The sequence below is a fragment of the Allohahella sp. A8 genome (assembly GCF_047946665.1).
Taxonomy (GTDB): domain Bacteria; phylum Pseudomonadota; class Gammaproteobacteria; order Pseudomonadales; family Oleiphilaceae; genus Allohahella.
Map to the genome: position 1 here is coordinate 836774 of NZ_CP172312.1, position 14975 is coordinate 851748.

A 14975-nucleotide genomic window follows, 5' to 3' on the forward strand; every position below is an offset into this window, starting at 1 on the left:
TGCTGCAGAGAATAAGGATTGTATCTTGAGAGTGGCTAAAGATTGGCTGAGTGCCCTGAATGCCATGAATGGCAGGTTGCGAATAGCGTCTGCCGTGCTGGCATTGTTCTTCTGCTTCTGGAGTGCCACGAGTACTGCCGAGGTGCCGACTGCTGAGCTGGCGAAGAAAACCGAGCAGCTCAAGCAGGATATAGTCAACCTCAACCGTGAACTGATGAAGCTGGAAGAGGATGTGCTCTATCCGCTGGACACGCAGGTTGTGATCTTTCTCGGGGTCGATGAAAACGCGCCGTTCACGCTCGAATCGGTCGAGCTGCTGATCGACAAGAAGTTTGCCACCAGTTACCTGTATTCAGACCGCGAGATCCAGGCGCTCAAGCGGGGCGGTGTGCAGCGTCTTCACGTCGGTAACCTTACCACCGGCGGCCATAACATTCAGGCTGTGTTCAACGGTCGGGGCGCTGACAACAAGTTCTTTCGCTCCACTGCGAAAGCCAGTTTCAGCAAGCAGGCTGGCGCAAAATATCTTGAGCTACGTGTAGAGCCAAGACCGGGGCAACCCATGCAACCGACTTTCCGTATTCAAGAACTTCGCTGAGCTGCCTGATTTGACTATTCGATTCACTGCCGTCAACTACAGGATTCATCCTGCGGTCAGGCGAACACTCGATACGCTGCTGAGTCCCTGTCGTCGACGCTACTTCGCAGCGCCGATGGCTTCAGTCGTGCTGATCCTGGGCATCGCCCTTGCGAGTCCCGCCTTTGCGGATTCTGGCAGTGATGTCATAGGCGATGAGGCAGAGGCCAAGGCTACCGCGCGCGATCGCCTGCTCTACAGGGAGGCACTGTTCCGTCACTACACCAATGATGATCTTGGCACGCTAACCTTGCTGGAAAATCGTCATATGGGCTCCAATCATATTGCGAATCGTTTCCACAACCTCAACCATATTCTCGCCATCGAGGCTGGTTCCCGCTACGGCATGTTCCAGGCCAATACTGAAATTGCAGAGCATCTTGCCTTTACCGTTCGGGAAAAAGATGTGCTGCAGCGGGCGAAGCTCTACGAGGGTCGCGTGGCCTATGAGGCGGGGCAATATACGGATGCGCTCAAGAAGCTCAGCGAGTCGCTCGACTCCCTCGATCGTGTAGGGCTCGACGAGGCCTATTATTTGATGGCGCGGTGCTATATTCATCAGAAGCGTCCGGCTGACGCTGGTCGAGCCCTCGGCAAAGTCACTGAAGGTACGTTCTGGGCGGCTTACGGTTACTACAATCTCGCCGTGTACTACGGTGAAAATGACCCTGACGTCAATCGCGCGCTCATATCCTTTCGCGTGGCCGCGGCCATGACGCCGAATACGGAAGAAGGGCTCGAGCTCAAGGACCGAATTTATCTGTCCGCCGGACATCTGGCACTCTTGTCGGATGAGTACGACAAGGCGCTGGGCTTTCTGCAGAACGTGCGAGCTGATGGCGCCAGCGCAGCCGCTGGCATCTACGATTACGGCCTCGCATTTGCCGGGCTGAAGCGATACCGGGTGGCCATCCAGGCCTGGCATCGTGCGAAGAAATTTGCGCTTGTCGTCCCGGGAGTGGCTGAAGCCTTTCAGGCAATCGCTTATGGGTATGAGCAGGAAGGCCTCAGGGCTACCTCCATTGATGCCTATCTCGAAGCCGTTTCGGTTTACGACAAGGAAATGCGTCATACGGCTGAGATCAGGAAATCCCTGCTGGCGGACGGCATGCTGGCCGTACTGGACAAGGCAAGGCGGCAGCATAACGAGGCCGCGTGGTTCCTTGCCACAGACCTTGTCACCAATACACCCACAGTGGCCTTCGTGAATTTCCTGATGTCAGACGACGAATTTTATGCGCTGGCCAAAACACTGCTACAGCTCGATGGCATGCGCAAGTTTTCCCGATCCGCTCTGGACCGTCTTGATATCTATGAGCAGGCGCTGGCTCAAAAGGCCTCGGATGTGAAGAAAGCGCGCAGTGACCGCAAGGCCCTTTTGAACACAAGTAATCTCAACGAGGTGATCGCTCGCCGGAATGAACTTGCGCCAGATCTGAAGACCGGCTCGATCAGCCTTGTCGCCGAGCTCGAGTATGTCGACAGAATACTGGTGCAGGCCAGGCAGGAATTTGTCTCGTTGCGCAAACAGATGGCTGCAGCCGAGTCTGGTTTTTCAGATCTCAATGACCGTATCGCGACATTACGTGATCGCTATTCAGCAGCTCTGGAACGCAGTGATGCAGTCATCGCCGAGTATGAAGGCCTGCTTGCGAAGAGGGGCGATGAGCTTCTGCAGCGGCACTATGACAACATCGAAGACTTTTATCTGCGCAGTCAACTCTCGTTGGTCAACCTGTACGACGATCTCGCGATAGACGAGCTCGAGAAAATGCAGGCTGACAAGATGCGATCAGAGAGAGAGGCTGGAGCGAAATGATGCGAAAGCTGATCATTCCCTTCACAACCGCGTGTTTGCTTGCACCGCTTCCCTGTGCCGTGATGGCGGAAACCCGTAGTGCATTCGTCGTTATAGACAAAGTTGATAACAACAAGACTATTGGCGAGCTCAAGCCGGCCTATGTCGACTTCGCGTTCAGAGAAGCGCCGCGCGTCTCGATTGACGAAGTTATCGATCGGTATATACAACTGATCAACCGGGCGGATGATCCACGTATCCAGGCTCTTGCACTGCTGCGTATGGAGAGTCTCGAGGATCGCTACGGCAACCTGCGTCCGGATGGCTTCTTCACCGACGCACTCTGGGATACGGCGATAGAAGTGTATCGGAAGGTCATAGCGCTGCCGCCGGCTACGGCTAGCCAGCGGGAGCCATTCAGTCGAGATCTGCTGCAATATCAGCTCGCGAAAGCGCTTGATATGCGTGGCCGACAGCAGGAGAGCCTGGTCGCTCTGCAAACGCTGCTTGAGCGATTCCCGTCGTCCAAGTTTTCGACCGAAGCGCAATTCAGAATTGCTGAGGCGCAGTACACCAAAGGTCAATATGAACTGGCCGAGCGCAGCTATCGCGAGGTCACAGAGAGTGGTAATGCTGCCCTGATTCCGAAGGCGCAGTACATGCTTGCCTGGTCGATGTACAAAAGCGACCGCAACCAGGCTGCCATCGACCAGTTTCTCAACGTACTGGTCGACATCCAGTCAAACAAGTATCCGGACGAATCCAATAACCAGGCCGTGGAAGACGACGTGGCGCGTATCATCAGCGTCATCGCGACGCAGAATGGTGGCGAGAGCTTCCTCAACGCGTCTATGGCGAGACAGGGCAGCACCGCGCTGGCGCCCGTACTCTACAAGGGGCTGTTTACCTATCAGCTTGGCCAGGAGCGCTTTCAGGACGCAGCAGACGTCGCTGAGGGTTATATCCAGAGGTTTGCACAGACTGCAGAGCGACCTGAATTTCATGAGCTGAAACTGCAGGCCTTTGAAGCCGGTAAGCTACCGCAGCTGGTCTGGCAGGAGCGTGAACGCTACGTCGACGAGCTCGGGCAGTACTCGGATTACTGGAAACAGCTTAGCCCTGAACAGCAGAACGAATTGCGTCCACGGCTGTTTGGATTACGCGATGAGCTTGGTCGCAGAGCCTACGCGCTCGCGCAGGCCGAGGCCAAGGCCGGTGCTATGGCAGGTAGCCAGACCTGGTTTGACTCAGCCGCAAAGCATTTTACAGCCATGCTGCAGCTCAGTCCGGAAGATCCACGCAATGCGGAAATCAGCTTCCTGCTGGGCGATACATGGCTGCAGCTGGGCGCATTGGCCAAAGCGGTCGAGGCCTATGATCGGGCAGGTTACGCCTATGCCATAACGCCAGCTTCCGCCGATGCGGCTTACGCGGGCATCACCACCCGCACCCGTATGCTGGAACAGTCGCAGACTGCTGAATCCGAAGACCAGGCAGCGCTTATACAGGATCGGATCAACGCGGCCATTCGCTTCGGCGATACCTATCCTCAGGACAAGCGGTCCGGCAAGGTCGTGCTGCTGGCAGCGAACGATCTGTACCAGGCGAAGCGATATGATGCGGCGCTGGCTCAGGCCAATCGCGTAGTTGAACTCACCAAAGAGGCGTCGCATCAACTCGATGCCTATGAAATTGCTGCCAGTAGTGCCTTTGAGCTCGGCGACTTTGCCCAGGCTGAACGAGGTTTCGACGCTGCCATTATCCTGATCGATGATCGACGCAACAAGCTGAGCGATGCAGAAAGGGCGCGACGTGACGATTTCATGACATCCTATGTTGCCAGTATCTACAAGCAGGGCGAAGCGTGGGAAGAGAAGGGCGACATGAACGGTGCACTGCAGGAATATATGCGTGTTGTCGCCGTGGCGCCAAGCTCACCGCTTGCTGAAACTGCCCGCTACGATGCAGCCATGCGCGCGCTCGATATCAAGGACTGGGAACTCGCGATCGACCTCATGAAGGTCTATCGCAAGAAGCATCCAGCGACCGAACTCGCGCTAGGTATTCCGGCCAAGCTCGCCTTTGCCTACGACGCCCTCGATAAACCAGCCCAGGCCGGTGACGCGCTGGCTGAGTCGCTGAAACAGCAGCAACCCGCGGACGAGCGGCGCGAAACCCTCTTGCAAGTCGCTGGCTTCTACAGGGAAGCGGGCAAGACAGCCGATCTTGCCAAGACCCTGCAGATATACGCGCGGGAATATCCACGACCCTTCGAGGCGGGCGTGGACGTGCGCTACGAGCTTTTTGCCCTGGCGACCTCGGCTGGCAGTCCATCGAGCCTGAAAAAGCAGGCATCGGCGCTCCGTGATGAGCTGATCAGCTTCGAGCGAGCAGGTGGTTCCAGCCGAACAGGTCAGACCCGAGCGTTGGCAGCCGAGGCGGCCTGGTCGCGCACCGAAGAAAGCAGAGACCGTTTCGAGGCCGTTGCCCTGAACCTACCGCTCAATGCCTCGCTGGAGAAGAAGACAGCCGCACTGCGAGCCTTGGTCGCCGACATCGAGCAGAGTCAGAGTTACGCCATTGCTCGATATACGACTGCTGCGAATCATACGCTGGGCGCTGCCTATCTGACTCTGAGCAAGGATATACTCGACAGCGAGCGCCCCGAGGGCCTCAATGCGCTTGAAAGCGAGCAGTACGCCATACTGCTCGAGGACCAGGCTTATCCATTCGAGGAAAAAGCTATCGGTATCCTGGAAGGTAATGTCTCGGTCATGCAACAAGGTATCTATGACGATTATGTGCAGCAAAGTATCGATTCTCTGAGTCAGTTGCTGCCGGTGCGTTACAACAAGAAGGAGACATCGATTAATGTTGCGCCGTCGATTCGCTAGGCCCTTCAGCCTGGGCGTTCAACTTGCAGTCTGCTCTCTGCTGCTGGCGTTCCTGAGCGGATGCGCCCAGCAGATCAGGCCGGTGCTCGCGCCAACCAACAGCGCCGATCAGCCGCTCGAGCCCTACGAGCCATTCAACCTCGGTGAAAAGGGTGAATACGAACAGAAGCTGGCGGCTATGAATCTTGAGGCTGCACAGCTGCAATACGCGGCCGCACTCGAGCTGATGGAGGCCGGTGACCTCGAAGGTGCGCAAAGCCAGTTAATCGCCCTGACCCGTGAAGTGCCGGAGCTCAGCGAGCCCTACGTCACGCTGGGCCTGCTGGCCGAGCAGAGCGAGGACAGCGAGAGTGCCGAGCAGCAGGCTCAGCAATGGTACGAACGGGCTCTACGCGCCAATCGCCGTGAAGATCGGGCACACCACCAGCTTGCCGTGCTCGCCCGCAAGCGGGGAGACTTCAAGACGGCGGAGCGTCATTATCAGGCCGCTCTCGAGATAGAACCGGAGCAACCGCTTTATCATCGCAATATCGGTATTCTCTACGATATCTATCTTGGCAAGCCTGCCGTTGCGCTGGATCAGTATAAAACGTATCTGGAGCTGGTCGGCGAGGATGAGCAGGTCAGCCTGTGGATTGTCGACCTGAAAAACAGGCTGGGGACTGACTCATGACGAGCTTCCTTCGCAATCTGTGCGCTGGCGCCATGCGCTTCGTGATGGCGTCGCTGTGCACATTGGCAATTGTGGCGCAAGCTGCAGAGCGCACGGAAATGGAAGGCGCAACAATCCGTGGCGATCAGGAACAGCCTCAGGTATTGTTCCTGCTGCCGTGGCAGCCGCCACCTAGCCCGGATATCTCGGTTCCGCCACCACGAACCGATCTGGACGATGTCTTGAAGCCGCTTGAGCGGCAACGGTTCAGGGAAGAACTGTATTTCCGCAAGAATCTGGAGCTCGGAGAGCTGAAAGAAGACTGACAGCGCGCTGGATCAAAACCAATTGACAACTACGGCCTGGCCCATTTCGGGATGCAGGCATCATGGAACGTAATTGAGCAGAAATTGCTCTGAGCAGGAGAGAACTAAATGTTGGAGACCATAATCCGCTTTTTTCAGGAAGGTGGGGTTTTCATGTACCCGATCGCACTGGTACTTGCCATCGGTCTGGCCATTGCCGTCGAGCGTTATTTCTATCTCTCGAAAGCCAAGCGGGCGAATCGCCACGATTTCGACCGTCTACTCCCCTTGGTGGGCAAGCGTGATTACCGCAGTGCGCTGGAACAGGCGAACAATTCAGGCACGGCGATGGCGAATATGCTGGCTGCGGGCCTCTCCCGGCTGCTCAACAGACAGCCTCGCGACGAGATAGAAACTGCCATGGAAGAAGGGCTGATGGAGGCGCTGCCAAGACTTGAAAAGCGTACGCCATACCTGGCGACGCTCGCCAATGTCTCGACTCTGCTCGGCCTGCTCGGTACCATCATCGGCCTCATTGCAGCCTTCACGGCGGTCGCCAATGCCGACCCGGCAGAGAAAGCGAACCTGCTGTCACAAAGTATATCGGTCGCCATGAACACCACGGCCTTCGGTCTCATGGCCGCCATTCCGCTGCTGCTTATGAACGCCGTGCTGCAAACACGAACCAACGAGATCATCGATAGTTTCGAAATGGCCGGCATCAAGGTGATGAACGTCATTAGTGGGCATGAAGCGAACAACAAGTCCTGATCATGATGAGACGCAAACACCGCCGTTTACAGCAGGAAGCTGACCTCGATATCACGGCGTTCATGAACCTGATGATCGTGCTGGTTCCCGTCCTGCTCATCAACATGGTATTCGCCTCGAACGGCGTGCTCGATCTGAATTTTCCGCTAGGCTCAAGCGCGGACAAGGCGCTTGATGAAAAGCTGCAGCTACAGGTCATGATCTATCCTCAGCAACTCATCGTCAGCGACGACAGGGGCGGGGTCATTGCCACGATCCCGGCCACTGAACGGCGCACTGAAACCGCGCAGATTTCTTACGATTTTGAGAAACTGACCCAGGTCATGCAGCAGATCAAGGCCAGGCTGCCAGAGAAACGTGACATCGTACTCATGGCACGTCCCCAGACTGACTATCAGACGCTCATTTCGGTTATGGACCGTGTGCGTGCCTATCCGGCCTTGGTTGCAGGCAGCCTGGTTCAGGCTGAGCTGTTTCCCAATATTTCAATTGCTGATGCGCCAGAGGCCAATGCCGGAAGCACCCGTGGGGCTGAACCGGTCACCGAGGGGAGTGGGCCGTCATGAAGCAGTCCGCAAAAGCGCGTCGACATAATCGGCATTACCGTCGGCACAAGAAGGTTGGTGGGCTGAACCTTGTCTCACTCATGGATATTTTCACCATTCTGGTGTTCTTCTTGATGGTGAACAGCAGCGACGTCAAAGTCCTGGAGACAACAGCGAAGGTTGATCTGCCATTGTCGATTTCCGAAGGCGAGCTAGGTGAGACGCTCACGCTGAGTGTAACGCCAGAGCAGATAGCCGTAGGCAACAGGGTGGTTGGAAGAGTTTCGGCTATTCAGGAGTCGTCCGAGCTCATCATCGAACCACTGCGTAAGGAGCTGCGTTATCAGGCCGAACGGCGCCCCCGGACTGCCGAAGAGCAAGCTGGCGGTGAAGGCTTGCCAATCACGGTGCTGGCCGACAAGTCGCTCGATTACAGCCTGCTCAAACGCGTGATGGCAACCTGCGTCGATGCTGGTTATAGCCGCATCTCGCTGGCAACCCAGCGCGAGCTGATGCAGGCAGTGGAACCACAAGACGGCCAGACAACAGACGCCGGTACGGGAGTGTCAGGCTGATATGTTGCTGAAAAACACACTCCCGTGGAGCGATCTGCCCGACGATCGTGGTCGCTTCAGGCGCATACTCTATACAACACTCGTCTTACTGCTGTTGCTGTCAATCGCGATTCCGCTGATATCACTGCCGGAACCTTCGCGAGAAGAGCTCGAGGCTATTCCGCCACAACTGGCTCAATTGCTTATAGAGAAAGAGCCACCGGCGGAGGCCATAGCACCCGAGCCAGAGCCTGAGCCAGAGCCCGAAGCTGAACCCGAAGCCGACCCGGAGCCTGAACCCGAGCCGGAGCCTGAAACAGCGCCAGAACCTGAGCCAGAACCTGAGCCAGAACCTGAGCCAGAACCCGCACCACAGCCACGTCCGGTGCAGACGGTTGAACAGGCGCGTGAAAAGGCCCGGAGCTCAGGGCTGATGGCGCTAAAGGATCAGCTCTCCGATCTGCGTGAAATGTCCGGTGCTGCGGCCGCTACTTCGCCACAGGAGACAGCTACGCCAGCGCCAGCAGGTCAGGCTGCCTCAGCCCGGGCACTGGCACTTGAAACTGCCAGCAGTGGTGGAGCAGATGCGGCGGCAGTTGGCGCTTCCAACAAGCAGGTCGAACTGGGTCGACGCAATGTGAAGCAGATCGCCGTGGCCGATCAGGCTGGCGGTCAGCAGGTGGCACAGGGTAGAACGCCAGCGAAACAGGGTCGCAGCCGTGAAGAAATCCGCCAGGTCTTCGATGCCAACAAGTCGACGATTTTCAGGATCTATCAGCGCGAGCTCAGACAGAACCCGGCTCTACAGGGCACGCTGGTTCCGGAACTGACGATCGAGCCAGATGGTGCGGTTTCGAAGTGCAGAATAGTGAAGAGCAATCTTGGTGCGCCAGCGCTCGAAGCCAAGATTTGCAGCATGCTTCAGTTGATGCAGTTTGAAGCGAAGAGCGGCATCGATCAGTATGTGGTGCCGTACCCCATAGACCTGATTCCAGGCTAGCCGAACGTTCGCGTCCCGTCTGCTGCTCCCTTCGAAGAAGCAGACGGGACGGCAGACGCCAAACTCAATCCTGGTGGTCAGGATCGCCGATGGTGATACGCGGCAGGCTGGGCTTTGTCATACTCATTTTTTCAGTAGGGGCGATGATTCTGGCATCGCCTTCGAGTACGACCTCGTTATTCTGGTTGCAGACCTTGCAACTGATCAGCACCCTGTTCTTGGTCTGCTTTTCCTCGACCTTCAGGTTAACGGTCAGCGTGTCATGGATCTTGACTGGCCGCCGGAACTTCATGCTCTGTTCCAGGTAGATGGAGCCAGGTCCAGGCATAACGGTTGCGATGGCGGCAGAAATCAGTGCGCCTGACCACATGCCATGCGCGACACGACCCTTGAAGATCGTGTTTTCTGCGTAGTCCTGGTCGAGATGGACAGGATTGACGTCCCCGGACATCGCGGCGAAAAGAATAATCTGATCTTCGGTGAGTGACTTGGTGTAGGTGGCGGTGTCACCGACCTCGAGTTCGTCGTAGGTCAGGTTTTCGAGTGCATCCATAGGTCGAAATTCGCTTGGTTAGATTCTCTTGTATGACCCTGTCTCAGACAGGTGCCTTCAGGTAAACCGCAGGGTACGCAGTATATTAGGCGGCCTGTTGTTCAGTGTAGTGCACTTTGGCCACCAGCCACTGGAGCAGATCGTCGAATACTTCCTGACGATTGGTTTCATTGAGCATCTCGTGGCGCCCATGGCGATACAGTCTGGTGCTCACATCATCAGAGGTCTTGCTGCGCAGCAGACGGCCCAGCGCAAGCACGCCCTTGCCGTGATTGCCGACAGGATCGTCATCGCCGGCGAACAGCAGGTAAGGTATTGCTGGCATCCGCGCCACATTGGCCGGTGTGGAAATGGCCTGAAGGCCACTCAGGAAGTCCAGCCAGAGCTGCGTAGTACCGACCTGGCCGCAGTAGGGGTCATTGAGGTAGTCACTGACCGTCTCAGGGTCACGCGAAAGCCAGTCATGATCCGTGTTAGGCTGCTCGATATGCTTGTTGAAGTGTCCGAAAGACAAGTGGTGCAGCAGAGGATTGGGCTTGCGCAGACCAAAGATGACTCTGGAGCCGCGGGCCGCGACCTTGCCGAGACTCAAACGGCTCTGATCGCTCAGGTTGCTGCCCGAGAAAATGGCCGCCTTGACCGGTAGCCGACGGTTCATGAGTGCCGCCTGGGCAATGAAGCTGCCCATGCTGTGGCCCAGCAGCACAATGGGGACGCCTGGATGTCGCAGCGCCGCCGCTTCTATGACCTGAGCCAGATCCTGCCAGACCTTTTTCCAGCCATCCTTGTCAGCGTAATGCCCCAGATGTGTGGCGAACGGCCCGTGACCACGATGGTCATGGCAGATAGTCATGAAGCCATGACGGCCGAGAAACTGGCCGAGTGGTGCGTAACGCCGGCTATGTTCTGCCATGCCGTGGCTAACCACAACGATGGCGCGTGGGCGGCTGCATACGGTAGGCTGGACGTCAGTCTCTGCCGACCAATAGCGAATTCGAATTATATGTGCGTCATCGGCCTTGATAGTGCAAAGTTGTTCAGTGTCCATTTTCATATTCTTGTTCATGTCTATTCCTGACATATCGACTCATGCAGCAGGCTATTTCCTTCCTCTGTTATAATCAATAGCTCTTTGAGAGTTCTGCCAAAAGTGCACGTAGAAAACACCATGACAGACCCGCAGGCTGCTGATAGCAGCCAGTTCGACATCGTTTATCCTCCCGAACTTCCGATCAGCGAACACGCGCCGACTATCATCGAAGCCATTCGATCGAATCAGGTGCTTGTGCTGGCCGGCGAGACCGGTTCTGGAAAAACTACACAGCTCCCGAAGATGTGTCTGCAGGCAGGGCTTGGCCGCGCGGGTAAGATTGCGCATACCCAGCCACGAAGGCTGGCGGCACGGGCACTGTCGTCCAGGATAGCGGCTGAGCTGACCGCATCGGGTGCGCCCGAAGGGCTGGTGAGTTACCAGATCCGCTTTGAGGATACCTCGGGACCCGAGACCCGGGTGAAGGTCATGACGGACGGCATTCTGCTGGCCGAGACTCGACGGGACAAGTGGCTACGGGCCTACGACACGATCATTATCGACGAAGCCCATGAGCGCTCACTCAACATCGACTTTCTGCTGGGCTATCTCAAGCGGGTGCTGGCGAAGCGTCCGGAACTGAAGCTGATCATCACCTCAGCAACCATCGACGTCTCGCGCTTCTCGAAGCATTTCAACGATGCCCCCGTGATCGAAGTAAGTGGCCGCACCTTTCCGGTGGAGGTCGTATATCGGCCACTGGGTGAGCTCGAGCTGACGGATGCCATTGGGGAGTGCCTGGAGCTTACACGAGCACATGAGCGTGAAGCCGGTGCCAGTGCAGGTGATTTCCTGGTCTTCATGGTCGGTGAGCGAGAGATTCGGGAAACAGCCAATGCACTGCGTAAGCGTTTCCCTGATGAGCTTGACGTGCTGCCTCTATATTCACGCTTGAGCAGCAGCGAGCAGAACAGGATATTCAACGTCAAATCAGGCGGCAGGCGGCGAATCATATTGGCGACCAATGTTGCCGAAACATCGATTACCGTACCCGGTATTCGCTATGTCATCGATCCTGGCCTCGTCAGGATCAGCCGTTACTCATTCCGTAACAAGATACAGCAATTGCCCATAGAGCCCGTTTCCAAGGCCAGCGCGAATCAGCGGAAAGGTCGTTGCGGACGGGTCGCGCCAGGCATCTGTTTCCGACTCTATGATGAGGAGGCGTTCGAGACGCGACCGGATTTCACCGAGCCGGAGCTGCTGCGAACCAATCTCGCGTCCGTCATTCTGCAGATGCTGGATCTGAAACTGGGTGACATCGAGCACTTTCCCTTCCTGCAGGCGCCAGCTTCCAAGCTCATCAATGACGGCTATAAGCTGCTACACGAGCTGAACGCGGTTGATGCCAAGCGTCATATCACCCCGATCGGGCGTCAGCTCGCTGTATTTCCCACAGATCCGCGCTTTGGCCGCATGCTTCTGGCCGCTGCCGAGAATGCTGTGCTGCCTGAGATGCTCATCATTACCTCGATGCTCTCAATCCAGGATCCGCGGGAGCGGCCGCTGGAGAAACGGCAGCAGGCTGATGAGATGCATGCCCGCTTTGCCGACGACCAATCTGATTTTCTTTCGATATTGAAGCTGTGGGATGACTATGAGGCTCAGCGGCAGGCTCTCTCCGGCAATCAACTCAAGAGCTATGCCAAGCAGGGCTTTCTGTCCTTCATGCGCATGCGTGAATGGCGCGAGATTCATCGGCAGCTCAGTCTGCAGTGCCATCGGCTCGGTTTCAGGCGAACTCAGCGCGCACTGCCCGCGGATGTCGCCGCCCCGCCTGCTGCAGAACCGTCCGCCAATGTGAACAGGCACTCGACCGCGCAGCCGTCCGCACAGTCGGACGACGCTACCACCGGTCAGACACTGAGCTACGAACGCCTGCACCAGTCATTGCTCTCAGGCCTCTTCATGCAGACAGGCGCGCTGCTCGAGATCAAGCCAACAACGAACGAACGCAAGTCTCGTGACGGCGCAGCAGGCGATCAGCGGATACCTCTCCGGCAGCAGAAGGGCGCCTATGAGGGCCCGCGAAACAGGGTCTTCTTCATTGCGCCCGGGACCCGCTTAAGGCGGAAGCAGCCGAAATGGATCATGGCGGCAGAACTCACCGAGACCAGCCGCGTGTTTGCGCGCATGGTCGCGCGTATCCAGCCGGAATGGATCGAAGCCGCGGCGGACCATGTGCTCAAGGATCAATATCTCGAGCCGTACTGGTCCACTAGCCGGGGCGAGGCGCTCGCTTCATTGCAGCGTAGTCTGTACGGTCTCATCGTGGTACCGGGCCGGGCGGTCGGGTACAGCGCCATCGACCCGATATTCAGTCGCGAGCTGATGCTGCGTGAAGGCCTCATTGCACCGGCCTATTCGCCTGAACTCAGCACTCAACAGGCGCTGACACAGACGCCGAAGGCGAGGAAGGGGTCGGCCAGGCGGACGCGCAAGAATATGCAGGCCAAACTGCTGCAGCTGCCATTCGTGGCTGCGAACATGAAGATGCTCGAAGATGTCGATGCGCTTGAAGCCCGCTTGCGGCGGCGGGACCTTCTGGTAAGCGAAGATGAGCTGTACAGTTTCTACGACAGTCGAATTCCCGCAAACGTTACTCGTGTCGCTGATCTGCTTGTCTGGTACAGGAGCCTCGATCAGGCTGCGCAGCAGCGTCTCGAGCTGACGAAGGCTGACGTGATGCATACCACGGTCGGCGACGATCTCCTCAACGCGTTTCCTGATCGCTTCGATTGGGATGGCATGCAGCTTGGGCTGCGCTACGAGTTCAAGCCGGGCGAAGCCAATGACGGCATCACGCTGAACGTGCCGCTGCCAGCGCTGACCCAGCTGCCGGCGAATCGCCTGGAATGGCTGGTGCCTGGCCTGCTGCAGGAAAAAATCGCGCTGTTATTGAAAGGTTTGCCGAAACAGTGGCGGCGCCACTTCGTACCGGTGCCGGAAACTGCGGCGAAAGCGGCAGCGGAGATGACCACCCGCCATTTGCCACTGCGCGAGGCGCTGAGCCTCTACCTGAAGCGACTCACCGGTGTGGATGTGCCCGCAGAACACTGGCCGCCGGAATCGGCCTTGCCAGAATATTTGCGTATCCATATCGAGGCGCTCGACGAGCAGGGGCGCTCACTGGCTCAGGGTCACGACGTGCATGAGTTGCGCCAGCGGCTGGAAGACAAGTTATCGGCAAGCGCTTGGGCGGAGCAGGACAATACCTTTCAGAAAGTCGAAGGCATTACGGAGTGGAACTTCGGCCCGCTGCAAGCATCGATGCAGACGGAGCGGGCAGGCCTGGTTATCGAGGTCTACCCCTTCCTCGCCGATCGGAAAGACAGTGTCACCCTGGATGTGCATCTTGATCGAACAGAAGCCGCGGCGCTTACCCGTCAGGGGCTCGCCCGATTGTTTCTGCTTCGAATGCCGGGTCGGCCCGGTGATGCGGTCAGCGGGCTCAAGTCATGGCGCTCGGTCGCCCTGCTATACAGCACGATCGGTCAGGCCCGGGATCTTCTGGACGACCTCCTGATTCTCAGTGCCATCAGGAGTTTCGGACTTGAACAGGAAAAGGACTTTCCGCGTGATGCGGCTGCATTTTCCCAGCGGCTGAAGACGCACGCCAGGCACTTTGCTGCAGAGGCGAAGGCACTGGCGGAATTGCTCGAACAGATTCTGCAGCTGCATCATGATATCCAGAAGCAACTGATGGGCAAAACCACGCTGGCCGTCGCGCTATACCAGAGTGAGCTCAAGGCTCATCTGGCACAACTTGTGTATCAGGGCTTTTTGTTGAATACTCCTTATGAATGGCTTCGGGAGTTCCCCAGATACCTGACAGCCGCCGCTGTACGTCTGGAAAAGATGCCCCGCAATGTTCCCAATGAACGTCTTTTTCAGGATTTCATGTCGCGGGAATGGTCCGCTTATACGGCGCTTCGCGATAAATTCAGGCTCGAAGGCCGTCGCAGTGAAGCGCTTGATCAGCTACGCTGGATGTTTGAGGAATACCGAGTTTCCTACTTCGCGCAGACACTAGGTACCCGGGTGAAGGTTTCGGACAAGAAAATCCGCAGCCAGTTTGCACAGGTCCGTGAAGCAGCTGGCTGAATCTGCCTGCCGCTGAAGCTGTCGCCCAGTGCGGAGATCTTCAGCTGGTATCGACTGATACAAGAGAGATTA

General features: G+C 57.2%; 12 protein-coding genes. 10 read left to right on the plus strand and 2 right to left on the minus strand.

The window, feature by feature from the left end; genetic code table 11:
• Nucleotides 1–31 precede the first annotated feature (31 nt).
• The 9 genes from ACH3PB_RS04195 (at nt 32) to ACH3PB_RS04235 (ending at nt 9156) form a co-directional block, all read left to right on the plus strand.
• Nucleotides 32–598 carry a hypothetical protein gene (locus ACH3PB_RS04195; RefSeq protein WP_416399412.1) on the plus strand — a complete coding sequence of 189 codons (567 nt, stop codon included), beginning with the start codon at nt 32–34 and terminating at the stop codon, nt 596–598.
• Nucleotides 599–608: 10 nt separating this feature from the next.
• On the plus strand, nt 609–2456 hold the full coding sequence (locus ACH3PB_RS04200) for a tetratricopeptide repeat protein (protein ID WP_416398171.1): 1848 nt from the start codon (nt 609–611) through the stop codon (nt 2454–2456).
• The gene (locus ACH3PB_RS04205; RefSeq protein ID WP_416398172.1) at nt 2453–5329 is read left to right on the plus strand and encodes a tetratricopeptide repeat protein; all 2877 of its coding nucleotides are present in this window, start codon (nt 2453–2455) and stop codon (nt 5327–5329) included. The genes ACH3PB_RS04200 and ACH3PB_RS04205 overlap by 4 nt, the downstream gene beginning before the upstream one ends.
• Nucleotides 5307–6002, plus strand: a complete 696-nt coding sequence (locus tag ACH3PB_RS04210) for a tetratricopeptide repeat protein (protein WP_416398174.1) — start codon at nt 5307–5309, stop codon at nt 6000–6002. The genes ACH3PB_RS04205 and ACH3PB_RS04210 overlap by 23 nt, the downstream gene beginning before the upstream one ends.
• Nucleotides 5999–6307 (plus strand): hypothetical protein, encoded by a 309-nt coding sequence (locus tag ACH3PB_RS04215; RefSeq protein WP_416398175.1) that lies wholly within the window; start codon nt 5999–6001, stop codon nt 6305–6307. The genes ACH3PB_RS04210 and ACH3PB_RS04215 overlap by 4 nt, the downstream gene beginning before the upstream one ends.
• Before the next feature lie 108 nt (nt 6308–6415).
• The gene (locus tag ACH3PB_RS04220) at nt 6416–7057 is read left to right on the plus strand and encodes a MotA/TolQ/ExbB proton channel family protein (protein ID WP_416398176.1); all 642 of its coding nucleotides are present in this window, start codon (nt 6416–6418) and stop codon (nt 7055–7057) included.
• A 2-nt stretch (nt 7058–7059) separates the two neighbouring features.
• Nucleotides 7060–7623: an ExbD/TolR family protein gene (locus tag ACH3PB_RS04225; RefSeq protein ID WP_416398177.1), complete on the plus strand. Its 564-nt coding sequence runs from the start codon at nt 7060–7062 to the stop codon at nt 7621–7623.
• A complete protein-coding gene (locus ACH3PB_RS04230) occupies nt 7620–8177 on the plus strand; it encodes an ExbD/TolR family protein (RefSeq protein WP_416398178.1) in 558 nt (185 codons plus the stop codon). The genes ACH3PB_RS04225 and ACH3PB_RS04230 overlap by 4 nt, the downstream gene beginning before the upstream one ends.
• Before the next feature lies 1 nt (nt 8178).
• Nucleotides 8179–9156 (plus strand): AgmX/PglI C-terminal domain-containing protein, encoded by a 978-nt coding sequence (locus ACH3PB_RS04235; RefSeq protein WP_416398179.1) that lies wholly within the window; start codon nt 8179–8181, stop codon nt 9154–9156.
• 64 nt (nt 9157–9220) lie between these two features.
• Here ACH3PB_RS04235 and ACH3PB_RS04240 read toward each other — a convergent pair whose 3' ends face one another.
• Nucleotides 9221–9709, minus strand: coding sequence for a MaoC/PaaZ C-terminal domain-containing protein (locus ACH3PB_RS04240; protein ID WP_416398180.1), 489 nt, complete (start codon nt 9707–9709; stop codon nt 9221–9223).
• Nucleotides 9710–9794: 85 nt separating this feature from the next.
• The gene (locus ACH3PB_RS04245) at nt 9795–10775 is read right to left on the minus strand and encodes an alpha/beta fold hydrolase (RefSeq protein WP_416398181.1); all 981 of its coding nucleotides are present in this window, start codon (nt 10773–10775) and stop codon (nt 9795–9797) included.
• 102 nt (nt 10776–10877) lie between these two features.
• Here ACH3PB_RS04245 and hrpA point away from each other — a divergent pair, with 102 nt between their 5' ends.
• Nucleotides 10878–14903 (plus strand): ATP-dependent RNA helicase HrpA, encoded by a 4026-nt coding sequence (gene hrpA / locus ACH3PB_RS04250; RefSeq protein ID WP_416398182.1) that lies wholly within the window; start codon nt 10878–10880, stop codon nt 14901–14903.
• The last annotated feature ends 72 nt before the right edge of the window (nt 14904–14975 follow it).